Origin of the sequence: Heliomicrobium gestii, from assembly GCF_009877435.1 — a bacterium.
In the GTDB taxonomy this organism is placed as follows: Bacteria; Bacillota; Desulfitobacteriia; order Heliobacteriales; family Heliobacteriaceae; genus Heliomicrobium; species Heliomicrobium gestii.
Genome location: NZ_WXEX01000002.1, coordinates 223,825 through 249,193, shown reverse-complemented (window position 1 = coordinate 249,193; position 25,369 = coordinate 223,825). Strand labels below are relative to the sequence as shown.

At 53.6% G+C, this 25,369-nt stretch carries 25 protein-coding genes; 13 read left to right on the top strand and 12 right to left on the bottom strand.

The genetic code is table 11. From position 1 onward, the window contains the following. The first annotated feature begins 3 nt into the window (after positions 1 to 3). From cmr5 to GTO89_RS03155, 3 genes are read left to right on the top strand one after another with little or no spacing between them, the layout of a single operon-like run. Positions 4 to 501: a type III-B CRISPR module-associated protein Cmr5 gene (gene cmr5 / locus GTO89_RS03165; protein ID WP_235920199.1), complete on the top strand. Its 498-nt coding sequence runs from the start codon at positions 4 to 6 to the stop codon at positions 499 to 501. Positions 502 to 507: 6 nt separating this feature from the next. After that, positions 508 to 1,641: a type III-B CRISPR module RAMP protein Cmr6 gene (cmr6, locus tag GTO89_RS03160; RefSeq protein WP_161260619.1), complete on the top strand. Its 1,134-nt coding sequence runs from the start codon at positions 508 to 510 to the stop codon at positions 1,639 to 1,641. Positions 1,642 to 1,663: 22 nt separating this feature from the next. After that, positions 1,664 to 1,840, top strand: a complete 177-nt coding sequence (locus GTO89_RS03155; RefSeq protein ID WP_170294344.1) for a BsuBI/PstI family type II restriction endonuclease — start codon at positions 1,664 to 1,666, stop codon at positions 1,838 to 1,840. 163 nt (positions 1,841 to 2,003) lie between these two features. Here GTO89_RS03155 and GTO89_RS03150 read toward each other — a convergent pair whose 3' ends face one another. The 5 genes from GTO89_RS03150 to GTO89_RS03130 all read right to left on the bottom strand — a co-directional run bounded on the left by GTO89_RS03150 (position 2,004) and on the right by GTO89_RS03130 (position 5,656). After that, positions 2,004 to 2,177, bottom strand: a complete 174-nt coding sequence (locus GTO89_RS03150; protein WP_161260618.1) for a hypothetical protein — start codon at positions 2,175 to 2,177, stop codon at positions 2,004 to 2,006. Positions 2,178 to 2,351: 174 nt separating this feature from the next. Next, on the bottom strand, positions 2,352 to 3,011 hold the full coding sequence (locus GTO89_RS03145; protein ID WP_161260617.1) for a hypothetical protein: 660 nt from the start codon (positions 3,009 to 3,011) through the stop codon (positions 2,352 to 2,354). Between the two features lie 224 nt (positions 3,012 to 3,235). After that, entirely contained in the window at positions 3,236 to 3,784 is a 549-nt protein-coding gene (locus GTO89_RS03140; RefSeq protein WP_161260616.1) for a M15 family metallopeptidase, read from the bottom strand. Between the two features lie 349 nt (positions 3,785 to 4,133). Continuing rightward, positions 4,134 to 5,237 carry an HD-GYP domain-containing protein gene (locus tag GTO89_RS03135; RefSeq protein ID WP_161260615.1) on the bottom strand — a complete coding sequence of 368 codons (1,104 nt, stop codon included), beginning with the start codon at positions 5,235 to 5,237 and terminating at the stop codon, positions 4,134 to 4,136. 71 nt (positions 5,238 to 5,308) lie between these two features. Then, the gene (locus tag GTO89_RS03130) at positions 5,309 to 5,656 is read right to left on the bottom strand and encodes a winged helix-turn-helix transcriptional regulator (protein WP_161260614.1); all 348 of its coding nucleotides are present in this window, start codon (positions 5,654 to 5,656) and stop codon (positions 5,309 to 5,311) included. 168 nt (positions 5,657 to 5,824) lie between these two features. Between GTO89_RS03130 and GTO89_RS03125 the strand changes: the two genes are divergently transcribed. Then, entirely contained in the window at positions 5,825 to 6,346 is a 522-nt protein-coding gene (locus tag GTO89_RS03125) for a nitroreductase family protein (RefSeq protein ID WP_161260613.1), read from the top strand. A 105-nt stretch (positions 6,347 to 6,451) separates the two neighbouring features. On the opposite strand, the gene GTO89_RS03120 is transcribed toward GTO89_RS03125, so the two are convergent. Beyond that, positions 6,452 to 7,036, bottom strand: coding sequence for an NAD(P)H-dependent oxidoreductase (locus tag GTO89_RS03120; RefSeq protein ID WP_161260612.1), 585 nt, complete (start codon positions 7,034 to 7,036; stop codon positions 6,452 to 6,454). A gap of 175 nt (positions 7,037 to 7,211) precedes the next feature. Beyond that, positions 7,212 to 8,300: an HD-GYP domain-containing protein gene (locus tag GTO89_RS17760; protein ID WP_161260611.1), complete on the bottom strand. Its 1,089-nt coding sequence runs from the start codon at positions 8,298 to 8,300 to the stop codon at positions 7,212 to 7,214. A gap of 122 nt (positions 8,301 to 8,422) precedes the next feature. Between GTO89_RS17760 and GTO89_RS03110 the strand changes: the two genes are divergently transcribed. Next, positions 8,423 to 9,742, top strand: a complete 1,320-nt coding sequence (locus tag GTO89_RS03110) for a hypothetical protein (protein WP_207708914.1) — start codon at positions 8,423 to 8,425, stop codon at positions 9,740 to 9,742. Between the two features lie 62 nt (positions 9,743 to 9,804). Here GTO89_RS03110 and GTO89_RS03105 read toward each other — a convergent pair whose 3' ends face one another. Continuing rightward, on the bottom strand, positions 9,805 to 11,673 hold the full coding sequence (locus GTO89_RS03105) for an alpha-amylase family glycosyl hydrolase (RefSeq protein ID WP_161260609.1): 1,869 nt from the start codon (positions 11,671 to 11,673) through the stop codon (positions 9,805 to 9,807). Between the two features lie 146 nt (positions 11,674 to 11,819). Next, complete coding sequence (locus GTO89_RS03100) at positions 11,820 to 12,959, bottom strand: GerAB/ArcD/ProY family transporter (RefSeq protein ID WP_161260608.1); 1,140 nt, start codon at positions 12,957 to 12,959, stop codon at positions 11,820 to 11,822. Positions 12,960 to 13,143: 184 nt separating this feature from the next. Between GTO89_RS03100 and GTO89_RS03095 the strand changes: the two genes are divergently transcribed. The 8 genes from GTO89_RS03095 (at position 13,144) to GTO89_RS03060 (ending at position 21,835) form a co-directional block, all read left to right on the top strand. Further along, on the top strand, positions 13,144 to 14,541 hold the full coding sequence (locus tag GTO89_RS03095; RefSeq protein ID WP_161260607.1) for a spore germination protein: 1,398 nt from the start codon (positions 13,144 to 13,146) through the stop codon (positions 14,539 to 14,541). A 61-nt stretch (positions 14,542 to 14,602) separates the two neighbouring features. Next, entirely contained in the window at positions 14,603 to 15,727 is a 1,125-nt protein-coding gene (locus GTO89_RS03090; protein WP_161260606.1) for a Ger(x)C family spore germination protein, read from the top strand. 262 nt (positions 15,728 to 15,989) lie between these two features. Continuing rightward, positions 15,990 to 17,000, top strand: coding sequence for a tripartite tricarboxylate transporter substrate binding protein (locus tag GTO89_RS03085; RefSeq protein ID WP_161260605.1), 1,011 nt, complete (start codon positions 15,990 to 15,992; stop codon positions 16,998 to 17,000). 57 nt (positions 17,001 to 17,057) lie between these two features. Next, a complete protein-coding gene (locus GTO89_RS03080) occupies positions 17,058 to 17,753 on the top strand; it encodes a tripartite tricarboxylate transporter TctB family protein (RefSeq protein ID WP_161260604.1) in 696 nt (231 codons plus the stop codon). 42 nt (positions 17,754 to 17,795) lie between these two features. After that, the gene (locus GTO89_RS03075) at positions 17,796 to 19,298 is read left to right on the top strand and encodes a tripartite tricarboxylate transporter permease (protein ID WP_235920212.1); all 1,503 of its coding nucleotides are present in this window, start codon (positions 17,796 to 17,798) and stop codon (positions 19,296 to 19,298) included. Positions 19,299 to 19,326: 28 nt separating this feature from the next. Continuing rightward, positions 19,327 to 20,328, top strand: coding sequence for a tripartite tricarboxylate transporter substrate binding protein (locus GTO89_RS03070; protein ID WP_235920198.1), 1,002 nt, complete (start codon positions 19,327 to 19,329; stop codon positions 20,326 to 20,328). A 350-nt stretch (positions 20,329 to 20,678) separates the two neighbouring features. Continuing rightward, positions 20,679 to 21,227, top strand: a complete 549-nt coding sequence (locus GTO89_RS03065; RefSeq protein WP_161260602.1) for a hypothetical protein — start codon at positions 20,679 to 20,681, stop codon at positions 21,225 to 21,227. Positions 21,228 to 21,397: 170 nt separating this feature from the next. After that, entirely contained in the window at positions 21,398 to 21,835 is a 438-nt protein-coding gene (locus GTO89_RS03060) for an EamA family transporter (RefSeq protein ID WP_161260601.1), read from the top strand. Positions 21,836 to 22,044: 209 nt separating this feature from the next. On the opposite strand, the gene GTO89_RS03055 is transcribed toward GTO89_RS03060, so the two are convergent. The 3 genes from GTO89_RS03055 to GTO89_RS03045 form a co-directional block, all read right to left on the bottom strand. Continuing rightward, entirely contained in the window at positions 22,045 to 23,541 is a 1,497-nt protein-coding gene (locus GTO89_RS03055) for an acetyl-CoA hydrolase/transferase family protein (RefSeq protein WP_161260600.1), read from the bottom strand. Positions 23,542 to 23,690: 149 nt separating this feature from the next. Beyond that, positions 23,691 to 24,368 (bottom strand): LytTR family DNA-binding domain-containing protein, encoded by a 678-nt coding sequence (locus tag GTO89_RS03050; protein ID WP_161260599.1) that lies wholly within the window; start codon positions 24,366 to 24,368, stop codon positions 23,691 to 23,693. 215 nt (positions 24,369 to 24,583) lie between these two features. Next, a complete protein-coding gene (locus GTO89_RS03045) occupies positions 24,584 to 25,330 on the bottom strand; it encodes a methylenetetrahydrofolate reductase (protein ID WP_161260598.1) in 747 nt (248 codons plus the stop codon). Positions 25,331 to 25,369: the final 39 nt, after the last annotated feature.

Genomic DNA, 25,369 nt, shown 5'->3' with positions numbered 1-25,369 from the left:
GAAATGAGAGAGAACATGCAGAAAATGGAGCAAAGTAACGGGGGAGAATCGGGAATCGCACCTGCAGAAACAAATAGGACATACATACAGAGGATGGCCGTAGATGCCTTTAAGAAAGTAAAAAATCTGGAGGAATCATCATCAGAAAACAAGGACACGAAGGACAAATACGCCTCCTATGCAACCAGCCTACCGGTCACAATTATCACCAACGGGTTGGGTCAGGCGGCGGCGACCTTATTGGCGGCAGCAAAAGCAGACGTAAAAGAAGCCAACAATGTCCAGAAGGCTAACATGAAACTATATAAAGACCTAGAGCATTGGTTGTGCCGGGATGATTCGATGGCCCCTTATTATACGCCCCAGGATGAAACGCCCGATCTGATGAGAAAAATCGTTGAAAGTGACCGCAACACCTATATGCGCGCCCAGGCCGAAGCCCTCGCCTGGTTGCAATGGTTGAAAAAATTCGCCACGGCCTACCTGAAGCAACGGGGGTGAGAACGGATGTTACCCTTGTATAACGGCGTTGAAGCGCCGGAAGCATACACAGTCGGTATGAATGCCGGCCTTTGGTATGATAAGTTTTGCAACCAATGGACTGTTGAATATAGAAAAGTCCAATATTGGTCGATGAAATCGAACAGCGCAAATAAAAACCCGAAGGTCAACTGGATTAAGACCGTTGCTCAAAAGAGTGAAGGCGGCGTTGGGAATGCGAAACAGATCAAGGAAGCAATCGAACGCCAATTGACCTTGGTGGATAGTTTGAGCGGTTGTTGGCAAGTGATGCAAACCGAATGGCGTTTTGTAACCGGGTTGGGCCGCAATCACCCTGTTGAAAACGGTTTTGCTTGGCACAGCACATTAGGGGTTCCTTTTTTGCCTGGTTCCTCCGTAAAAGGTCTCGTGCGTGCTTGGGCGGATTCTTGGCAGAAACAAGAAAACAGCGAGCAAAATGAGCGAATCTTTGGTCAAGTCGGGTCGGCAGGAAGTGTCATCTTTTTTGATGCCCTTCCGTTAAAAACGGTGAAGTTGCAATGCGATGTGATGACGCCCCACTATACGGATTACTACCAAGACACGAGCGGAAAGAAGAGCCCGGCGGACTGGTACAGCCCCAACCCGATCCCGTTTCTCACTGTCACCAAAGAGCAACCTTTTTTGTTTGCAGTGGCGCCCCGTTTTCCGAAAAATGAAGATAGCCGAAACGATGCAGGGCAGGTCATCCACTGGCTTACGGAGGCCCTTGAGTGGATCGGAGCTGGCGCCAAGACCGCCGCGGGCTACGGCAGGTTTATTCACGATGATAAGAAGGACAGAGAATGGAATATATGGCTGAAGGCGCGGCAAGAGAAAGCGAAACAGGCTAAGCAACAAGAAGCGCGTGCCCAAATGAGTCCGGTGCGTCGGGAGATGGAGGACGATGGCTACTCTGGAAATGTAGATTTGTTTATGGCTGCTCTAACGAAAAAGTGGCTCTCCCGCCTTGATGAGGAACCACAGGAAAAAACCAGGCAGGAGATAGCGATTCTTCTGGCAGAGTGGTATCAGGTCAACAAGCCTGACCAATGGAAAAAGCCTAAGGGTAAAAATGAAGAAAAGGTAAAAAAAATAAAAAAATACCGGCTGAAGGATTGATACTGAACGGACAAGTGATTACTTGATCGTCTTCGTGGAAGTCGTGGCCACCGACGGCCCGATCAGCCAGCAGCGAAAAGAGGCGCTCCAGCAAATCGCCGTCGATGCCGGATTCAAGACGCGCGACTTGGCCTTTGTCACCGCTTTTGAAGACCGGCAGGGCGACCCAGCCGCAGGCGGATGCCTGTGCTGGCCTTGAATACATACGCATGGTTCATGGCGGAGCCGGATAATATCGTCGTGTTGAAGAAGGGGTATGAGACGAAGTTGGCCGATTTGAGGAAAACGGCGAGGCAATCGCTGTAACAACAACAGGAAATGGGCAGGGACATAGAGTAGGCCTTAACAGCGATTATTGGTGACTAATCCTCCATTCTCTTTACTTCAACAAGGTATTTATGAACTTTATCTAATACGAGAACGCTTGGTATGCTAAAGCCGATTAAGCTGGTGATCGTCACAAAAGGCAGACCCAGCGTGCTGCCGATGCTATATCCCACGATGCCGCCTAATATCGAGAAAAACAGTAATGGCATAGTACCCCCTCCTTTACGCTACAAAACGACATCAAAAAACTGGATCACTGGTTGTCCCTATCTTTTTTAGCACACTTAAAAGAACAGCCGATCATGCTTAACTTTAATCAGTTAGGCGTGTTCGGCTGTTCTTGCAGAAACCCGGTTGTTGAGTAAAGTTAATCGCCTTCACGTTCATTCAACAGCATTTCCCTTTCTGTTCCCATTAGCAATTCCTGCAATGAAACGATATTGCGGTTCGAAAAATAGGTTAGTATAAAAACCGGTCTCTGATAAAAGCTGCGTTTCCCGTTGGTTTTGTATTTTCCTATGAAAAAAGATAGGATCAAATTTTTTCGCGGCTTTTTTCTTGTCTTTGTCATTGTTTTCGGCTTTTTGTTCGTTGCCATTCATAAAATCTGCGCAGGCCATTGTTTCGATTTCACCGTCATCCCGAACGATGACTTTATATTCATATAAGGTTGCGTTCTCAAACCCTACCGGAGTCGCTGCCTGCCTGATTTTTCCCAGCATCTTTTCCGCATAGCCCGGATCGTTTTTCATCTTTTCCAATACCTTTGGCGATACAATGATATTATGGTCAAACCCAGATGAAGAGATCGGCTGTCTCTTCCACTCTTCATAATACTTTTGAACATCACTACTGGTCATGGATTTTACCGTAACCTTTGTTCCGGGATAACAGGTTCCGATTTCATTAATATAGAGATTGGTATCGGCTTTTTTAAAATCTTCGAGTTGTGCCGCAAATAAAGTGGTATTCGCTTTTTTTGTAGATGTAGAACTGAGGGTATTTATCAATGAGGAATATGACGCATCCAAGTTGGGAATCATATTTCTTCCTCCTGGTAAATTTTGTTTATACATTTATTATATCAATAGATTGATATTTTTGTCAACGTAAGTGGCTTCACAATGATCACAAATAGGGATTCTCCACTTCGGTTTTGGCTTTACACCAAGAATGAATGTTGAATGAGAAAGCCCCGCTCTCATCGTAAAGAGCGGGGTAAAACCAATTATTTTAACCTGAGAATGGTTGCCCGTTTCTAACAACCTTAATAGGGCATTTCGAAGTGCATGCCGTCGACGTCACTGCCGGAAAAGTTGCCGCCCCAGTTGAATCCCGCCGGTTTAAATGCCTTTTCCCATAGCGTTTTGTTATCGCTGGTGGGCTTGCTGCCTTGGGGGTTTGCGGACGCGTTGATGTCGATGGCGATCCCCCAGGAATGTTCGCTTAAGGGTTTGCTCGCATCCCAGCTGATGTGACGGGGCACCCAGGTGCCGTCAAGGGTTTTTACTTTTTTCAGCAACGCAGGATCGTTTTTGATTGTCGTAAAGGCTTTGACGAGGGCATCCTTCGCGTTTTTATGTATGCTTACCGTTTTGTTCACGCCGGGCAGTGAGACGGATACGATGTTGCTCTTGCTCCAGGATGGATCGATTTCGATCCTGCCGCCGCTCGCTTCCTTGTACTTGAACTGACCGAATTTGCCGTGGGTCGGGCTGGTTTTCGGGTACGGGTCTGCCGCATAGGCGAAGGCTGGCGCCAGGGAGCAAAGGAGCATCGTGAGGATCAAAACGACCGATTTTACCTTGAGTTTCATAAAATCCCTCCAAGCATTTTGTCGCAACCATTCTCGTCAAATTATATGCTTCAAAAAGGTGATATATTACAGGTTTTAGATGTCATTTTGATGTTCGATATAAGACATAAACATGTTTTGAATGGCGGGTAAAGGGAGTATTCAAAAGAAGCATCAAAAGAAATGTTCAAAAGAAGTATTTAAAAAAGGTGTTCAACACTGGCGGACAATGAAAAAAGGATGCCGGGGACCACAAGTCCACCGGCATCCTTTTGCCTTTCGATAAGCGCTCTATGCACTCGCTAGAGAATCCCGAAGAAATCCAGAGCCCTATCAAGGGAGAAACCGTGTCGAGATTCATCGGGAAACTTTAATCGATCACTTCTTTAATAAAAATCGTCAATTCCTTCGTCATGTCGTATTCCTTAAAATCCACCTCATTGCCCAGCCGTTTTTGGAAGACGCGAACGACTGGACGGGCGGGGGAGGCTGTTTGCCGGACGACGACGCCCGTCTCGTTTGTCGTCAACAGGACGGTGCAGCCGTTCGGGTACAGGGCGATGTGACGGACGAAGGAGGAGACCACATTGTGGTCAAACTTCCGGCCCGATTGGGCGATCACCACTTCATAGGCCTGGTGTGGCAACAGCGTTTTTCCGGCTTTTCCGGAGATCAGGTTGTCGAAAAAATCGGCGACAGCCAGGATCCGGGAGTACAGGTGAATCTGGTCGCCCTTGCGCTGGCAGGGAAAGCCGGATCCATCGAGCATCTCATGATGCTGGTAGGTCATGATGGCCGAGGGGATGCTGATACCGGGCAGTTTTCGCATCACCGCCAAGCCAACGACGGTGTGTTTGCGAAAGAGCTCCGCCTCTTTTGCCGTGATGGTGGTGATCGGTTTGCGGAGGAGTTCCGGCTCGATGATGGTAAAGCCGATATCATGAAGGAGACAGCCGATGGCCAATTCGTCCAGTTGCTTCCGGCTCAGGTTCATGCCGAGGCCGCATAGGGTCGACATCACGGTGGTCGTGATGGAATGGGTGAAGAGAAAGTCCGATTTCTCCCGCATATCGGCGAGGTGAACCATCACTTCCGTTTTGCCCACCAGTTCGGTCACGATTTCCCGGACCACGCCGATATAGCGGGTGGAGTCGAACTTTTTGCTGATCCGGTTCAATTCATCATTGCTCAAGGTCATGAGCCCGTCTGTTTTGATCGGGATCGTGTCGGTGATGTCATCGAGGATTTGAATCGCCGCGTTGCGCGTCTGATCGGTCAGCGGCTCGTCGATGGATACGTCAGCTAGTGAGGCATCTTGAATATAGACTTTGGAAATGCCCAGATTCCTCAACCGGGTGATATAGCTGCCGGTGAGCGACACGTCTTTGCTGAGCAGGATCCGGCCGTCGCTGGCATAAATATTTTTCGCTAAAACATCGCCGATTTTTAGATTACTAACTGATGTAATCCGCATGCTTTCACCTAATTAGCATTTTATAAATAACTGTAGCCTTTGCTCTGGCAAAGGGGAATAGACCCAAAGTCCTAATTGCAGTCCACTTCCAGCCCGCGCTCCTCCACATACCGCTTCCCAAACTGGCACATGGCTTCGAGCACTGGTTGCAGGTTTCGACCCGAATCGGACAGGGAATACTCTACTTTCGGAGGAACCTCGGCGTAGACCTTTCGCGTGATCAAACCGTCTTCTTCGAGGCTGCGCAACTGCTGGGTCAACATTTTTTGCGTCGCCTGGGGGATGAGCCGTTTCAATTCGCTGAAACGCAACGTCTGATCGACGAGATGCCACAGGATCAACGCCTTATACCGGCCGCCGATCAGTTCAATGGCCACTTCCATGGTGCTTTTCAACGTGTTGTTCTTGAATCGAATCATCGTTCTCCTCCGTATATCCGTACCGCATCATAGTATCTAAATGGAAACTACATAACTAAATAGTACGTACTTGTGCTGAAGATGACTATCCAATACGATTATACTATGAACAGCGACCTGTGGAGTCATCATGGCTTCAAAATTATTGCCCAAGAAAGGACGATATCCATGAGTTTTCTCGAAACAGCCAAGAAGCGCTATTCCTGTCGCAAATTCCTTCCGAAGCCGGTGGAACCGGAGAAACTGGCAGCGCTGTTGGAAGCCGCCCGAATCGCGCCGACAGGCGCCAACAAACAGCCCTTTAAGCTGCTCGTCCTTCAAGAGGCCGCCGGGTTGGAGAAACTAAAAAAGGCGGCCAATATTTACGGCGCGCCACTCGCCATCGTCGTCTGCGGCGATCATCGCAACGTCTGGGTTCGTCCTTTTGATCAAAAAGACATCGTCGATATCGATACGAGCATCGTCACCGATCACATGATGCTGCAGGCAACAGAACTGGGGTTGGATAGCGTCTGGATCTGCTATTTCAACCCCACGGTGCTGCGTGAGGAATTTCAGATCCCCGCCGACTATGAAGCGATCAGCATCCTCGCCCTCGGGTATTCCGCTCAGGAAGCCCTTTCGCCAGACCGGCATGATACGGCCCGCAAACCGTTGGAAGAACTGGTGTGTTACGAAGAATTCAAATAGGCGATGATGAAGACAGTTCGCCTGGTCACGGATCGATAAAGCAAAAAGCAGCCCGCTCGTAAAAACGGCGGGCTGCTTTCTTGTATTTCCGTCGATGGTCGTCGGTTAGAACAGTTGGTCGAGCCGTTCCCGCAGCGTCTTCAGCATACCCTGCCGTGTGGCGTCGTCCACAGTGGGTACTGCGCCGAAGAAGAGGTGATCCACCGGCTCAATGCCGCAAAAACCGAAGATGCTGGTATCGGTCGTCAATTTGACGGCCCCAGTCATACCGATGGAATCGTAATAATCGGTTGTGTTTCCTTGCGTGTTGATGATCAGCCCGTTTTTCCCGGCGAGCAGGCCCACTGGGACTCCTTCATCGTTGTACCTGTACGCAAATCCATAGGAAAAGACGCGATCGATGTATCCTTTCAAAATCGCCGGCATGCCGGACCACCAGATCGGATAGATCATCGTAATCACATCGGCCTTTTGAATATGATCGTGCTCGACCTCCACGTCCGCTGGTTTCCGGCCCGATTGGAAAACTTCGAAATCCGTCCCCTTTAGGATCGGATCAAAATTCAGCTTGTAGAGATCGCGCACCACAACCCGGTGGCCCTTGCCCTCCAGCGATGTCACGGTCGTCTCCAAGATCGCGGCGTTGAAGCTTTTGGGGTTGGGGTGGGCAAAGAGAATCAAATGGTTCATCAAGAGTCCTCCTCTACCTGTCTTCCCGAAAAGGTCGAAATCGACGGTATCGATCTCGCCAGGTTTGGTCAACCCTTAGCGTTGCCCGTCATGGCGTCCAATAACCGGTGACACTGTCTCGCACTCAGGCGTCACTGCGACGAGGCTGAACAGCGCGCCTGTTCAGGCATCCCTGTTAGTCGACGACCTCTTTGATGAAGACCGTCAACTCCTTCAGCATATCGTACTCCTTGAAATCCACCTCGTCGCCCGTTCGCTTCCGGAAGACGCGCACCACCGGGCGGGCCGGAGAGGAGGTTTGGCGGACGACGATGCCCGTTTCATTCGTTGTCAGCAGGACCGTGCTGCCGTTCGGATAGAGGGCGATATGGCGCACAAAGGAAGCGACCACGTTATGGTCAAACTTCGTTCCCGATTGGGCCAAGACCACTTCGTAGGCCTGGTGGGGCAACAGCGTCTTTCCCGCCTTGCCGGTGATCAGGTTGTCGAAGAAGTCGGCGACAGCCAGGATGCGCGAGTAAAGATGAATCTGATCGCCCCGCAGCCGGTTGGGAAAACCGGTTCCGTCCATCAATTCATGATGCTGGCCCGCCACATAGGCCGATGGCAGGCTGATGCCGGGCAGTTTTTTCATGATCGCCAGGCCGACGGCGGCATGCTTGCGAAAGAGGGCCGCCTCATCGGCGGTGATGACGTTGATCGGTTTGCGAAGCAACGCCGGATCAATGATCGTGAAGCCGATGTCATGGAGCAGGCAGCCGGTCGCCAGTTCGTCCAGTTGTTTGCGGCTCAATCCCATGCCGAGGCCGCACAGGGTGGACAGCACCGTCGTCGTCACGGAATGGCTGAAGAGGAAGTCAGACCGCTCTCGCATATCGGCGAGGTGGACCATGACATCCATTTTGCCGATCAGTTCACTGACGATCTCTTTGACCACAGCGATGTATCGCGCGGAATTGAATTTGCTGCTGACCCGATCGAGTTCATCGTTGCTGAGCGTCAGCAGGCCCTCTTTTTTAACCGGAATCGTGTCGGTGATATCTTCGAGGATCTGAATGGCGGCGTTTCGCGTCCGGTCGGTCAGGGGCTCGTCAACGGTCACGTCGGCCAGTAGCTTGTCTTCAATATAGACCTTGGAAACACCCAGGTTGATCATGCGGGCGATGTACCCGCTTGTCAGCGCCACCCCTTGGCTGAGCAGAACCCGGCCGTCACTGGCATAGATCGGTTTGGCGAGAACATCGCCCACTTTGAGTGTGTTCACTGATGTTATCCGCATGCCATCACCCGAAAAAAAGATTCTTTAGATAACTGTAGCCCTCACAGGGAGAAAGGGGAATAGACCCGGGGTCCCAATTTCGGGTGTGGCTGGGGATATTTGGGCGATTGAGAGAACAGTTTATAAATGGTAAAATAAGTATAGGAAAAAGAGTAAAGAGAGGGGCGTATATGCAGAAATCTAAGTCGTTACCGATTACAGAAGCGCGGCTCTGTTTTATTAACATCTTTACCATTCCCATTCCGTTTTATCGAGAAGGGAGCTTGTTTCACTTAGATTTCTTACCTTCTAGCCCATCTGAACATATCAGTGAAGCGATAATTAGAAGTTCACTCGACAGAAATGGAATTTATTATGAGCGTGATCATCTCATCGCCCAGGAGATCACAAGAAAGACGGATGATCCCAATCGATATAGTTGTTGGATATGTGATCATTCTATAGAGAAATGGATGGAAAATGCAGTATATGCATATAAAAGCTTAATTAAAAAAGAAAATAAGGAAATGAAAATTGAAAAAACAGATACAGTCTTGTCTGTGCTGAAAAACCAGCGGATCGCAATTGTTTTTTTGAACATTTCATTAGAGAACACAAATGCCGACGAACTAATTTTTATTCAACAATATTATAGTGCTCATAGGATGAATGCTGTCTCGAATATATATCGGGCATTGACTGGGAATGAACCGATTAAAGATAAGATATACTACAGCGTAATCTGCGAAATTCTAGACGTTGATGATGAACAGAAGGTTCCCGCTAAACTGGTAACTAAATACCCGCAATTGTTTTATGGAATCCTCACGAGTGATGAGGGCTGGAGAAATGTTCCCGAATCATGCGCTGAAAATCGACTAAGAAATTGTTGGAGCACGAGAGAGTACCTGCGGGTGCATGCGCTGGGTAAACGCGTACTTTCGTTCAAGATGCATCATTTGGATTGTTTTGCGAAAGCGCAAGAGTACGAACTCAACTTCAAAACGGCAATCGGCGCCGAGAGGCATCCCATGAAAGAAGGCCCGAGCGTAACCCTGGCAGGTTTGGATCATGGGCCATTATTGGTGCTTGAACTTGCTTCAAAAACCTACTACCTACTTCGTGAAGTACATAAACAATTCACAAATTTTCTTCTCATCGATCCCGCGTTGATCAAATTGCCGCGAATGTTGTGGTTGTACTGGGGAAACCACAACAGGATATATTCGAATATAGAAAGACTAATATCGCAGGATGGCATTGCAGAGCTGGACTCGCTGAACAGCACCATTCGGACATCCATGCATTTGCCGGAAGAATATGAGCGTTTAAAAGCAAAACTAAATCAAGTGGAAAAAACCTTTTCGTCGAAGTCGGGGATGGTGTTTAGTTTCTTTGCGATTGTCCTGTCTCTTTTTTCTCTGATGAAAATCTTTATCTTTAAATAAACCGCACAGAAAAAAGCCCTTGCTGTTAATCAAGCAGGGGCTTTTTTCTATAGTACCTGTCCCTACGCCAAAATCGCCATCCCCGCCGGCGGCAGATCGATCCGCACCGCCCCCTGTCCATGCTGGAGGCTCACTTTTTCCACCTGGTCTTTGGGCGGGTTTTTGAGTTCCCCATCGCTCCAATCGCTCCGGTACAGGTAGGTCAAGGCGCTTCCCGCCGGATGCAGGATGGGATCGACCAACACCCAGGCGCCGCGGCCTTCCGTGCCATGGGTGTTGAGCGCCACAAGCACCTCCCGGTCAAAGAGGATCCTTGACCAGGCCACCAATTCCCCGCGACCGCGAAGGGCAAAGGGATCATCAAACAGGGACGTCTCCCGCAGGTACTGGCGGCCGCGACGCAGGGTCAGGCCGATGGCGTCGCGGCGGTTGCGCACCCGGGCGATGGCGGCGATCCGCAGGTAGGTGGGGTGATCGACATTGAAAAAATGGCAGCCCTTCGTCTCAAAGGCGCCGAATTCGCCGCCAAACATGGCCTCCCGGATGTAACGGTCTTCGCCGCCCCACGGTTCCAGCGTAGGATCATGACGGTCCTGGGTGCCGTCAAAAGCCTGCTCTGTTCCATAGTAGATGCAAGGAATGCCCAGGGTGGTCAACTGCACGCCCACCGCATGGGCCACCTGGGAAAACCACTCGGGAATGTCGTTGTGGGCGGCAAAGCGGTGCTTGCCCTCACGCCCCACCATATCATGATCGTCCAAGATGTTCACATGGTAGCGGCCGGTCTCCCGGTGGCCCCCCAGGATGTCGTGACCGCCATACTGCCGGAAGTAATCGGCCGCGTCGCTGAGTCCCTTGACCATGCCGGCCAGCCGGCGTGTCGGTTCGCCGATGTCCAGGGCGGCGTCGATGTTGCGACCGAAGATATCCAGATAATCGCGGGCCATCTCCTCGCCGCCGGTCACCTCACCCAATAGGAGAAAGTTTTCCTTGCCGATCGATTCGGCGTATTCGCGGATGGCGCCGCAGAAGTTGCGGGAGGCGTCCCAGGGGACATGTTTGACCGTATCGATCCGGAAGCCGTCACAGTCGCTCAGGGCGATCCAGTAGCGGTACACCCGGATGATCAGATCCAGTGTGGCCGGTTTCAGGTTCAGATCCTTCAGGTCAAAGAAATCTCCCCGGCGAAACTGCACATCGGGGCTCAGCTTGTCCTCCCACGGTTCGGCGTCCCATTGGCCGATGGAACCGGCCCGCGTGTAGACGTCGATGTTCTGAAATTCCTCCGGCCAGACACCGTCATCCATACCGGCGATCTGCGGCACGCTCTGCCCTGTTGCGGAGCGCCACCCATGTGTCGGATAGGGCGGCGCGTAGCGGTAGGAGCGCCGCTCCACAGGTTGGCCCTGATCATCTTTGTAAAAAAAGTTGTTGCCGCTGTGGTTGTAGATGATGTCGAGCAGCACATACATTTTCCGGTCATGAGCAGCGTCCACCAGATCGCGCAGGTCCTGGCGTGTGCCGAAGCGGGGGTCCACGTCGAGAAAATTTTGAATGCCATAGCCATGGTAGGTTTGCAGATCCGGCCGCTGGCGCCAGATCGGTCCCAGCCACAAGGTGGTGACACCGAGGGATTGCAGGTAGTCGAGTTTACTGGCGATGCCGCGCAGGGTGCCTCCCTGGAACCGCTGTCCCGCCGCCATCCAGGCGCCCTTGTCGGGCGCGCGGTGCTGATCGGGAGCGCCGAAGTCAAAGAGCGGGCGACGGCTTTCGTTCCCGTCGCTGAACCGGTCAGGCAACAGGAAGTAGACGATCTGATCTCGCCAGGTGGGCGGACTGGGATGCACCCGTCCGCGCGGCTTGAGATCGGTTTCTTTGATCGAGTGGGGGAGTGACGATTCGATGGATACCGGCGTGGTGTCCCTAGACATGTGATCATCCTCCTGTGATTCGCCGAGCGTAAAAATGGGTGGCCCCATTGATCCCGAGCCCATGGGTAGTGTGTCTCCTGACGGCGGTTTCATGAACAACCGGGGGAAATAGCCCCCTGACGTTCCAAGCAAGGGCGGGAGATTGGTCACCGTCTGCGCAAGGTGACGCCGCTGCGCATCCACTTTTGGGTGCTGCGCGACTGCCTGTCGCCATGCCGGACACCCTTTTCACCGCCCTTCAAAAGGAACAGGGAAAAGACGAAAAAGGGGATCGCCATGAAGTTGATGAGGCTGATATAGATGAAGTCATTCAGCAAGGAGAAGAGGAAAAAGAGATCGCCTGTCAACAACGTCGACAGGAAAAAGGTGATCAGACCGAACAGATAAACGAGATGTTTTGTCGGCAAGCCGATCATTTCCAGTGTTTTCAAAAGCGCAAATAGCGAGATGATGAATTTGGTCAGCCATCCGGCGATCACCTGGAACATGACAAACAACTCACCGGACTCCAAAAAAGGGTACTGCCGGATCGCCTGTGTTTGTAGCAGTTTCGGAAACCACATGACATTGTGGCGTTCGATATCAAAGGTGGTCAGCGTGCCTGTCATCGAAACAACCTGCATCTGAAAGAGGAGCAAGAGGCCGATGATGATGCCGCGGGTCATCTTTTTTCTGTCGGCAATGTCGATGAGATAGGGAAAAAAGATCGCCACCGCGCCGTAGGCGCCCAGCAGCTTTATTGTGGCTAAGAGGAAGGGCGCGGATACCCCCTCGGCCATGATCGGCAGCAGGTATTTGTATTTTTTATAGCTGCTCGTCAAGAACAACAGGTTGACGCCGGACAGAAACACCAAAAAGATCGTGATCAACGTGACCGTCAGCACCGCCGCATAGCCCCGGCTCGCAGCGTAGACGCCGACCGTCAAAAACCAGATCAGGAGAAACCACAGGGGTGTTTCTTCCATAAAGTTGGTTCGCATGGCGCTGGCCTCGATCGCCGAAGATTCCACCAGTGTCAGGAAGATGGTCGCTCCAAACAGCGCCAGCGCCAGATTCCCGAGGGGCTTGCCCAGAGCGCTGCGGTAGATCACCCCGATGTCATAGGTCTTTGTCTGACGGCAGACCCACAGGATATAGGTGACATAGACGAGGGTAATGAAAGAGGCCACAATCAAAGCGATCCAGGTGTCTCGGCCGGCATGCTGCGTAAAAATAATCGGATAGGTTTTGATCGACACAACGCCCAGTCCGAGGATGAAGAAGATGGAGTGCCAGGAAGTCAACATCGCCCATAGCCACCCTTGCCGTCATCACCGCCCCGATACGCCCTAAAGGTGAGGCGCTACCGGAATTATTCTCTCGTAGTGGAGATACTATCCCTTGTGGAAGCGACGCGGCGACAAGATAAAGACACGGCGACGACAACAAGGCGACAACATGACGATAATACGACAACAACAAGGTGACCAAATGACGACAACGGACTACCTGAATTATATTCAGGACAAGCTGCAAAACAGCTTTGATATCAAGCACAAACAGGTGGTGGTATCGGGGGCCACGATGCACCTCTTTTTTGCCGACACCATGGCCAACTTGGGGGCCATCAGCGAATACATCGTGTTCCCACTCCTGGCCATGAGCCGGGCGCCGCTCAGTGTGGATGAGGTGAAAGGCCAAGTCCTGTTCGCGGGCGTTGTCGGCGATGTGCAATCCCCGGAAGATGCGGTCATGCATATTCTCTCCGGCAATGTTGTCCTGCTCTTTGACGGTTTCGCGGAGGCGCTCTTTTGCGATACCCGGAAGATCGCCACACGGGCTGTTGAAACATCGACGAATGAGCCCGTCATCCGAGGCTCAAAAGAGTCCTTCAACGAAGAGCTCATGGACAATGTGTCCTTGCTGCGAAAGCGAATCAAAACGCCAGATTTCGTGCTTGAGGTCTTCCAGGTGGGGAAACAGTCCAATACGCCGGTGGTGCTGGCCTACATCAAGGGGCTTGCTCCCCCCAGGCTGATCGCAACCATGCGCAAGAAGTTAACCGCCATGGAGATCGAGTATTTGACCGACCCCAGCTTTATTGAGGAACAGATCAAGCACAAATGGACCATGTTCGATACGGTCGGTTTTACGGAACGGCCGGACTCGGTGACGGCGAAACTCTTTGAAGGCAAGATCGTCATTCTCGTGGAAGGCAGTTCCAGCGCGATCACCGCCCCCTACTTTTTTGTGGAACACTTTCACGCCCCTGACGATTACTATTTGAACAAGTACATGGTCAATTTCCACCGGCTGCTTCGCTTCTTCGCCTACTTGGTGGCGGTCTTATTGCCGGGGTTCTATATCGCCCTCGTCACCTATCACCACTCGCTGATTCCCATCCGCTTTGTGATCCGCATGTCTTCCTCTAGGGTGGGGGTGCCCTTCCCGACGGTGATGGAACTGCTTTTAATGATGGCGTTTTTTGAGTTCTCCCGAGAGGCCGGCAAGCGGCTGCCGCCGACGATCGGCCAACCGCTCAGCATCGTATCGGCCTTGATCCTCGGGGAAGCGGCCATCGGCGCCGGGCTCACATCGGAGATCACCATCGTCATCACCGGCATTTTCGCCACCGCTTCCTATCTCAATCCAAAACTGAACGGCTCTGTGACGATAGGTGCCGTCATCTTTATCTTCTCCTCCACGATACTGGGGTTGCATGGCTTTTGGATCTGTGCGGTCCTGCTCATTGCGCACCTGGGCTCCCTATCCAGTTGCGGCTATCCCTATCTCTATCCCATCGGAACGGTGAAAAAGCTGAATCTATCCTCACAGGATGTGGTGCTGCGAGGGGATCTCCGGCACATCTCCTACCGCCTGTTGCGGTAATGGTTCGGAGGGGGCTGTCGATGAGAAAGGCGCGACCTGCCGCTGACCGGGTGGCGAGGCCATGAGCAGGCTGTTGCTGCTGTTGATCGGTGTTAGCGCGACACTTGCGGGGTGTTTCAGCTATCAGGATATCGATAAAGTGCTCTTTACGAGCGCCGTCCTGGTCGATGTGGCGGAAGACGGTTCGCCGATCCTGTACTTTGAAGCTTTTCACCCGCAGCGAGGGTCGACGAAAGAAACGCAGGTGATGCAACGGCTGATTTTTAAAACCCAGGCCAAAACGGTCGGCGAAGCCATCAATCAACTGAGTGAATCGTCGGCCCTGCGGGTGAATTTTACTCAGAACCGGACGCTGCTCTTTACCCGGCGGGCGGCTGAGCGGGGATTAGAAACCTTCATCGATAGCTTTGATCGCCGCGAAGAGTTTCTGGTGCGCACCAATGTGCTGATTTATGATGGCGACCCCGAGGCGCTGATGAATGTCAAACTAAAAGGCGAACAGCATGTGGGTATCTATCTCTACGAACTATTGCGCACGGCGAAAACCGTCTCTTCCAAGACGCTGGACACGAACATCCGCGAGTTTTTGACCCAAAGCCTCATTGGCGACCATCTGACCATGTTGCCGCTGATCACCGTGAAGCGTCACCTGAACGAGGACAAAGTCTCTGTCGAGGGGATCGCCCTGCTCCAAGACTACCGCCTGAAGGACACGATCTCCACGGATGAGACCTTATACCTGAACTTTTTGCGCGACGAGATCCGGCGCGCCATTATCAGCGTGCCTCATCCGACGGTGCAGGATAAGCACGTTACCTTACTGCTCACCAAAAGCGATACGACGCAACAGGTGAGCCCATCCGCAACGTCTCTTTCCGTCTGGAAACGCATCTCCTGTCAAGCCCTGATCCGGGAGACAGAGGTGCGCACCGCCTTTACCAACGAACAATTGAGCACCCTGGAAAAGAACGTGGAAGATCTCATCGCGTCCCGGTGCAAAGCCCTCTACGAGCGTGAGAAACAACGGGGCATCGATATCATCGGCGCCAGAGAATTGGCGTTCCGGTATTGTCCGGGCGATAACCGTCGCCAGGATTCTGGAGCGGTGCTCACTGTCGAGGCCAAAGTGACGATCAGGGGGTCGACAGACACGAAGGGGTTTGGTCTTGACTTTCCCGAGAAGTGAACCGGTTTTTCGATGCAGCGCCGAATGAGAGCCGAATCCGTCAGCCGGATGGCGGCTTTTTTTTTATGGGAATAAATCATTTGCGATCCCATATATAATAAGTGACCCGATGAACAGGTTGAACACTGTTCACCGGCAACGGCTCCCATGAGTCGGTAACGGTGTAGGACTTTTCCGGTTGCGGTGGACATACATTTGCTTCACCTTGATCCGGCTTGCCGATTTGGTTGCCAATCCATTGGAGATCATGGGAGGGACGCCCGTGGGAAAGAGGATGCAATGGAGCGCGCTGAGGCTTTTGCCCATTGCTTTGTTGTCGCTGACTCTGTTGCTTGCGTCGTTCATTGTGGGATGCGCCCAGATTGGCGGTAAAAACACCTCTGGCAGCGGCTTGGCTGAGCCGGTCACCCTGATCATCGCCTTTCCGGCCGGCGGTTCAAGCGATATCCAGGCCAAAATCGTCGAAAAGTACTGGTCAAAGTATTTTAACCGGCCCATGGCCATCGAGTACAAGACCGGCGCCGGCGGGCAGGTCGGCTTCACGGCCATCGCCCAAGGGCGTCCCGACGGCTCTGTCATCGGCGGCGTCAACGTGCCCCACATCCTCCTGCAATCGCTCGGCGCCAAGGCGACATTTAAGAAGGATGACTTCATCCATATCGCCCAGGTGGTCAATGACCCGCAGTTGCTCATCGTCAGTAAAACCAGCCCGATCCGCAGTCTGAACGAATTGATTGATGAAGCGAAGCGAAAAAAGGGGCAGATGACCGTCGGCGTCGTCGGCTTCCTTTCCGGTCACCATCTGGCGCTGCTCAAGATGCAGGATCTTGTTGGCCTGTCGTTCACGGCCGTGCCCTTCGAAGGGGCTGCTGATCAGACCAAGGCGCTGGCAGAGGGGAAGGTGGACGCGATCATCGGCAACCTCAATGATGTCATGCGCGGCATGGAGAAGTTCCGCATGCTCGCCATCGCCTCGGAGAAACGCCACTCTGTGATCCGCAATGTGCCCACCTTCAAGGAACTCGGCTATGATTTCACCTCCGATATCCGCCGTGGATTTTCCGTGCCCGCCGGAACCGATCCGGAGACGGTGGCGCGGCTGCGTGAGGGATTCCGGAAAATCTGCCAGGACGCCGGCTACCAGGAAGACATGGAGAAGATCGGGCAACCGGCCGAGTACCTCTCCGGCGAGGATTTTACCGCCTACTGTGACCGGTATTTTGTTGAAGCCAAGGGATTGATTGAGAAATACGGCTTGAACAACACCCCGTAGAAAAACAGGGTCGAGGGTCGACCGACCTGGCAGGTGAGCGACATGTGGCAGGCGGAGATGGCCTCAAGCGTTGCGTGTTTTCTGTTGGCCGTCGCCGCCGTCGTATCGGCTGCGGCGATGCCCCGGGGCGCTGTTGGCGCCGGCATGGCGCCGGGTGTCTTGCCCTTGTGGATCGGGCTGTTGCTCGCCTTCTTATCCCTTTTGCTGACGGCTCGCGCCCTCAAAGATTATTTTGCCAGCAGAGGACGAATCGGGCAGCAGGAGTGGGGCAGAGAGAGGCAATGGCAACAGGGCGGCGGCCTTGCATCGCAAACGCAACATCATGAGGGACAGGAACTGGCAGCGACAGAGCGGGAAATGCAGGATCGCGAAACAAAGGACCACGAAACGAAGGGCCGGGGAACAAAGGGCAACGATACAAAGGATAACGAAAAAAGGGATCAGGAAACGCAGGCGCAGGAAGCGACTTATCCAAATACTTCGGATTCGGAGATGCGGGGGCCGATCGTATCGCACGGAGAATTTCTGGCCGTGGCAGAACTTTTTCTTCTCGTCGCCGTATACGTGCTCGCCATGGATGTCCTCGGGTTTGGCAGCGCAACCGTTGGCATGGTGACCCTGCTCACCCGCCGTCTGGGACGGTATGCCTGGTGGCGGTGTGTGCTCTATGGCGCTTTGCTCGGCGCCACTACTGTCCTCGTTTTTCGTGAACTGCTTGCGTTGCCCTTGCCGGTCGGATGGAGCGGGTTCTGATCTTGGCCTATCGGTAGCGAGGAGGCGATGCCGTTGGAATACATGACGCCGCTGATCCACGGTTTTGCCGATGCCCTGACGCCGGTCAATTTGTTTTTCGCCTTCCTCGGCTGCCTGCTGGGGACGCTTGTCGGCGTGTTGCCGGGATTGGGTCCCACATCGGGCATCGCCATGTTGTTGCCGTTGACGCTCATCCTCGATCCCGCCCCGGCCATCATCATGCTCTGCGGGATCTACTACGGCGCCATGTACGGCGGTTCCACCACGGCTATTCTCGTCAACATCCCCGGCGAGGTCGCGTCGGTGCCCACGGCCATGGACGGATACGCCTTGGCCCGCCAGGGGCGGGCGGGCCCGGCCCTGGCCATCGCCGCCATCTCCTCCTTTGTTGCCGGTACGTTGAGCCTGATCGGCCTCACCTTTTTCGCTCCCACCTTCGCCGGTTGGGCGCTTCGCTTTGGCCCGCCCGAATACGTGGCCCTGATGTGCCTGGCCCTCAGCGTCGTTGTCAACCTGACGGGGCGTTCCTTTGTCAAAGGGCTGATCTCGGCGCTTCTCGGGTTTTTGGTGGCCATGGTCGGGATGGACCCGATCACCGGTGTTTCACGGTTTACCTTCGGCCAGGTGGACCTCATGTCTGGCATTGATTTCATCAGTGTCGTCATCGGCCTTTTCGCCGTTGCCGAAATCCTCTCCAATGTAGAAAACCCAACCGTTAAAGTGTACGGAAAAAAGCTGACGGGTCTCATGCCCACTTGGGCTGATATCCGCGAGACCCTGCCAGCGATGCTCCGTTCCACCGTCATCGGTTTTTTTCTGGGGCTGTTGCCGGGGTGCAGTCCCGCCGTGACCGCTTTTGTCGCCTATGACGCTGAAAAGCGCTTGGCCAAAAAACCGGAAGAATTCGGTCAAGGCAGCCTCTCGGGGGTGGCCGCTCCGGAAGGCGCCAACAACGCCACCACCAGCGGCGGCTTCGTTCCGCTCTTTTCCTTCGGCATTCCCTCCGGACCCGCCCTGGCGGTTCTCCTCGGCGGGTTCATGATGTACGGTTTGCAGCCGGGACCCACCCTGTTTGAAAAGAACGCCGACCTCGTCTGGGCGATCATCGCCTCCATGTACATCGGCAATGTCATCCTCGTCGTGCTCAACCTGCCCTTGGTCGGGATTTGGGCGCGCCTGGTGCGGGTTCCCTACCCCTTGCTGGCGCCGGTCGTTCTGGTCTGTTCCTTCATCGGCGCCTACAGCGTCCGCGAGAAACTGCTCGATGTCTGGATCGCCCTCTTCTTTGGTCTCCTCGGCTGGTGGATGCGCAAGATCGACATGCCTGCCGCGCCGCTCATCCTGACGACCGTTCTCGCTGGCATGCTGGAAACGTCGCTCAAACAGACTCTCAGCATGGGAGAGGGGAGTCTGACCATCCTCTTGCAGCGGCCGATCAGTCTGTCTCTGCTGCTGCTGGCCCTGGGACTCACGTCGCTGTCCCTCTATGGTCGCTTCCGCAATAGCGGCCGTGGCGGACCACCGGCGATCACTGAGGACGGTTGACCCTTTCTTGGGAATGGAGGGAAATTCGATGATGCCTTCAATGCCACGCAAGCTGGCCGCCATCGCCCTCTTACTGGCCTTTCTCCTGATGGTGGGCGGCTGCGCCAAAGGGACAACTCAGACAGGCGCCGGCGCTCCCGGCGACTATCCGACCAAGCCCGTGTCCCTGGTCATCGCCTTTACTGCCGGCGGTTCCAGTGACGTTCAGGCGCGCATCGTCGAAAAGTACTGGAAGAAACAATTCAACCAGCCCATCGCCTTTGAGTACAAGGTGGGCGCAGGCGGACAGGTTGGCTTCACCGAGATCGCCCGGGCCCGCCCCGACGGGTACACGATCGGCGGGATCAATGCGCCCCATTTTATCCTTCAATCGCTCAGCCCGCAGGCCACCTTTAAGAAGGATGACTTCATCCACATCGCCCAGGTGGTCAACGATCCCCAGATGCTCATCGTCAATAAGGCAAGCCGTGTGGATGATCTCGATGGATTCATCACCGAGGCGAAGAAACGAGAAGGAAAGCTAACCGTCGGCATCGTCGGCACCTTCACCGGTCACCATATGGCGCTGTTGAAGATGCAGGATGTCCTCGGCATCACCGTCACACCGGTGCCTTTTCAGGGGTCGGCCGATCAGAATGTGGCTCTCTTGGGCGGTCATGTGGACGCCATCATCGGCAACCTGAATGATATGATGCGCAGTCTCGACAAGCTGCGCCCCCTGGCCATCGCCGCCGAAAAACGGCACGACATGGTCAAAGAGGCGCCTACCTTCAAGGAGTTGGGCTACCCCTTTGTTTCCGATATACGACGGGGCTTCTCTGTGCCGGCCGGAACCGATCCGGCGATCGTCAAAAAGCTTCGTGACGGTTTCCGAAACATTTGCAAGGATCCGGAGTATCTGAAAGATATGGAACGGATCGGTCAGCCGGCGGAGTATCTCTCTGGCGAAGAATTTGCGGCTTACTGCGACCAGTACGATGACGATGCGAAGAAGCTGATCGAACAATACGGTTTGAACCGGGGCAGTTGAGGAGCGCGAAAAAAATCTTGGTACGTTAACGGGCAGGGGATTCTATGCGGCTGGGGGGCGATACCCCTGGCTTTTTTGTGTGGAATCGAAATCGGGTATCGAACAGAGAGCGTCGACCAATGACCAATGAACAACGATCAATGAACAACGACCATCGAATATCGAATATCGAATATCGAATATCGGAAATCGAGCATCGAGCAAAGGGAAAGGGCAAAGGGAGGGGCAGATAAGGCAGGATAGTGCAAGTGCTATTGAAAAAATATAGATATATCGCTAAAATTTAGATGTAATCTTATGCCAAGATGACGTTGTGTTTTCTTGTTTGAGTCCGTGAGGAGGGGATAGGTGTGGACAATGTGGGTGACGTGGATAAGCCGGCTTCTGTGAATAATGGGGATAATGTGTGGAACGTGGGTAATGTGAGCAATGTGAATGATGTGAGAACTGTGGATAATGTGGATAAAAGGGGTGATTTTCCTTTTGTAAGGAATGTCCTTCACTTCCTGGTGGTGATCCTGTCGCTCATGACCAGCGCGAACGTGGAATCCCACTGGCGAGAACAGGTGGCGTCAGGCGCAGGGGGACGACTGGAAGGGGCGCTGCTCACCTGTGCCATGTATCTGTTGAGCGGTGTCGCTTTAGGCCTGGATCACCTGTACCGGCAAGCGCAAAGACAGGGCCGTTGGAGAATGGATGGCATGCGCCTGCTCGGATTCGCCGCACCTCTACTGGTGATTTCCCTATGGGTTGTCTGGTTTTATGGCGCCCTTTCCTTCGGTACATCGTTTTACGGATGGATCCATGATCATTTGGTTCATGGAAAGCCGCAGTTTATCGTGCTAATATCGTTGATCCTCGGCTATGGGTTGGCCACAAGCCTTCGCAAAGGAGCGTAACAGAGGGGGATAGGGCGCGGAAGCCGGAGAAGTGTGAATGCAGAGAACACGGACGGACCTTGTAAACGAGTATAAGGGGCACCTCCTGCAATGGGCGGGGTGGATGCGTCATAGGCGATAAATCTGTTACAATGATGGCTGGGAATGTCGAAAGAAGGGAACGGTCACTGTTGTTGTTTTATCTCGCCATTGGACTCACCATCATCGCCAACATTGCCTACCATCTATTCTTGAAAATTACGCCGCAGAACAGTAATCCTGTTGTGGCCTTGGCAACGACCTATCTGACCGCGATGACCGCTTGTATACTCCTGTTCCCCTTTTTCAGCCAGGAGGGGGGACTCATGGAATCGCTGCGCAAGGTAAACTGGACGAGCATCGCCCTGGGACTCTCCATCGTTGGACTGGAGATGGGCTTTTTGATCGCCTACCGCGCCGGCGGCAACATCAGCGTCGCCCCCGTTATCTCCAATACCGCTGTTGCCTTGTTGATCATCCCGATCGGGGTGTTGTTCTTCAGCGAGGCCCTGACGGCGAAAAAAGTGCTCGGCATCGCCCTTTGTCTGGTGGGGTTATACTTTATCAATCAGGCGGATACGCCTGTGTAGCCAGGCTGTTTGAAAACATCCCAATGCATTCGTAATTTACGTCGGACACTTGCCAAAAGGCATCAGGGATGCTTTGGGCACGAAGCACCGGAAGCGGCATGCCGGAATAAACAGGGCATTGGAATGAAAAAACGAGGGAGTCGGATCATGGATCCAACTCCCTCGTTTTGTTCGATTTACGTTCAATTCATGCTTGCATTGGATTCCGCCTACTCCAACATCGACCCCGTCTGCACATACCGTGCGTGGAAGGAGAGGGCCTTTTCAATGATGTGAGGCGTGTGGCCGCCACGAGCGACGGCTTCCTCGTAGTAGGCCTGCAACAGGGGGCGGTAGGAGGGGTGCGAGCAGTTATCGATGATCCGTTTGGCCCGCTCCCGGGGAGAGAGGCCGCGCAGGTCAGCCAGGCCCTGTTCGGTGACGATGATGTCCACGTCGTGTTCCGTGTGGTCCACATGGGAGCACATGGGCACGATGCTGGAGATCTTGCCGTTTTTAGCGTAGGACTTGGTGCAGAAGAAGGTGAGGCGAGCGTTGCGGGCGAAGTCGCCGGAGCCGCCGATGCCGTTCATCATCTGGGTGCCCATCACATGGGTCGAGTTGACATGGCCGTAGATGTCTACCTCCAGGGCCGTGTTGATGGCGATCAGGCCGAGGCGGCGGATCAGGCCGGGGTTATTGGAGATTTCCTGCGGACGCAGGACCAGTTTATCGCGGTATTTGTCCAGGTTTTCCATGACAAACTCGTTGGTTTTCGGTGAGAGGGTGAAGGAGCAGCCGGAGGCCATCTTGATCTTGCCGGCGTCGAGCAGTTGAAAGACCGAGTCTTGCAGGACTTCCGAATAGACCTCCAGGTCACGGAATTCCGAGTTGAGGAAGCCATGAAAAACGGCGTTGGCGACAGAGCCGACACCCGATTGCAGCGGCGCCAGGTTCGGGCCGAGCCGACCGGCGGCCACTTCGTCCTTGAGGAAGTTGAGCAGGTGCTGGGCCATCTGTTCCGTTTCTTCGTCCGGGGGGACGATGGCCGAGCTGACATCGGGTTGGTTGGTGATGACGATGCCGCGGATCTTGGCGGGGTCGACAGCGATGGCCGTCGTGCCGACGCGCTGGCCCGCTTCGGTCAGAGGAATCGGCTGACGGTGACCTTGATGGCCGGGGTCATACACGTCGTGGAGGCCTTCCAGCGCCAGGGGCTGGGCCATATTCAATTCAATGATGACCTCTTTGGCCTGAGCAACGAAGATGTGCGAGTTGCCCACAGAGGTGGTGGGGACGATGTACCCCTCTTCGGTGATGGCGATCGCTTCAATCAGCGCCACGTCGACGGGCGGAATGGCCCCAGAGCGGAGCAGTTCCGCCGTATGGGAGAGGTGTTGGTCGATATAGCAGACGTCACCGTTGTTGAGGGCGGCGCGCATGCGCTTTTCAGATTGGTAGGGGAGGCGGATGTTCACAATTCCCGATTCGGCCAGGACGCCGTCGATCTTGGAGTTTATGGACGCCCCCGTATAGACGTTGACTTTGAACGGCTTTCCGAGTTTTTTCGCACGCTCGACCAAAGCCAAGGGGATCACTTTAACGTCGCCAGCGGCGGTAAATCCGCTCATGCCGAGAGTCATCCCGTCCTCAATCCAGGACGCCGCTTCTTCTGCAGTTACGACGCGATCTTGCAGTGCGGCATAGCGCAAGCGTTGGGAAAGCATTCAAAATCCTCCTATATGTATTCTATAAAAATGAAGAACCAAGCAGGAGAATATCACGAAAAGTTTGCGCTTTTCAGCCATTTTTGCGCAAGCGAGAATTTGAAGGGGTAAACGAGAATAAACGTCGTCCGATGTGAAAGACCAGCCCTTCAAAAGCCCATGAGGCGGCGAAAATGGCTGGCGTACCGTTGGCTGACAGGGATTTGCGTCTTGCGCTTCGTCTTGAGAGAGAGGAGAAAGGTGGAGTGGAAGTCGGGCAAGATCTCAGTGATTTTGTCCACGTTGACGATGTAAGCCCGGTGGCAACGGATGTACTGGTTTCGCGGCAACAACCATTCCAGTTCAAAGAGGGTGTGTTTGTTCGTGAACTGGTCGTCATCGGTGAAGATGCGGGTGCGCCCGTTTTCTGAGTCGATGTAGGTGATCTCTTCGAGGGGGATGGGGATCCACTTCTCGTCGGTCTTGCCGATGAGGAATTTATGGCGGGGCAGTTTGACGATCTCGTTGGCCAAAAAGGGCGGGATCACCGCCGTCAGGCAGGATTTCTCCAATCCCAGTTCGTGCAAGGGGGTGCTGATGGCAAAATAGGGAACGCCATAGAGGTCTTCCTCCATGTACATAGAGATAGGCCCGCCGGCATTGAGGGCCTGCATGGTCGCGCTGCCTGCTTTGATCGGATCGCCCGGTTTGATTTTTAGATCGACCGTCGAACTGGGCAGATAGTAGACAAACCGAGTGTCTTCTGATATGGCGATGGAGACATCCCAGGGTAGGATACGGCTGATGGTTTTTACAATGCCCGACAGGTTTTCAAAGGGAATGTCCACAGCGCTCACCCCCTTTCGCGTCCACGTTCCCCTGCGCGTTCTTTACGCTGTTCTCACTGTGGAAAAGACATCCGTTCCATGAGCCCATTTCGCGGTTATATGCGCAGATACGCAGCTATATAATTGGAAGATTAAGAATTAGAATATTAAAAAAACGTGACGCGCCCCGGGATCGGGGCGGCAGTGGGGGATGGGAGATGGAAGATGGAAGATGATCAAACGCCGAAGATCCCCTGCAAGTAGGTTCGTATGTTTGTCCGGATTGGCATGAAATAGACGTTAGTTTTGGTTTGCGCCATGTATGCCAAGACTTCTCGGGCAAAGTTGATATTCCATTCAAAGGTGGGCTGAAATCCTGCCGGAAAGACGACATGGTTCTTTGTTTCCCAGTAGCAGGCTGACTTTTCTGTTGTCACCGGAGATATGCCCCAAAAAACCTGTTGTCCTTCGAGCATTTCTCCGTAGATCTCTATAAAGCGAAGATCAAAAAATGGCTGTGTGAAGAATCCGTCAGCGCCGGCATCAATCTTCCGTTTGATATAGTCGTATTCCTGCCGCAAGCTGTACCGATAGGGATCGATCGCCGCATAGACCTTCATGGCTGGCAGTTCTCGCTTAAACCGGCGGATCACATCAATGCTGGTCGTGGGATATACCTTCCGGGACATGTCATGGGGCGGATCACCCGTGACAATCAGAACTTCTGAAATCCCATCGCGCTGCAACTGTTCTGCCATTTGGAGAGGCGCATCGGGATTCAGATCGATGGCTCGAATGTGGGGGATAGCCGTGGAAAAGTAGCGCTTCGCACAGGTGCAGGCGTCCCAACTGCGCAGGGGAAAACGCAGCAAATCGGGGATATTGATTCCCATGATCTGAGGGAACTCTTGTTGAACCATCTCGAGTTCCGAGATGAGCGCATCTTCGGAGCGAGGAACGAGTTCGATGGTAACGCGTGTCATGGGCAGACCTCCAGCGGATTTAATAATTGAAGGCACCGG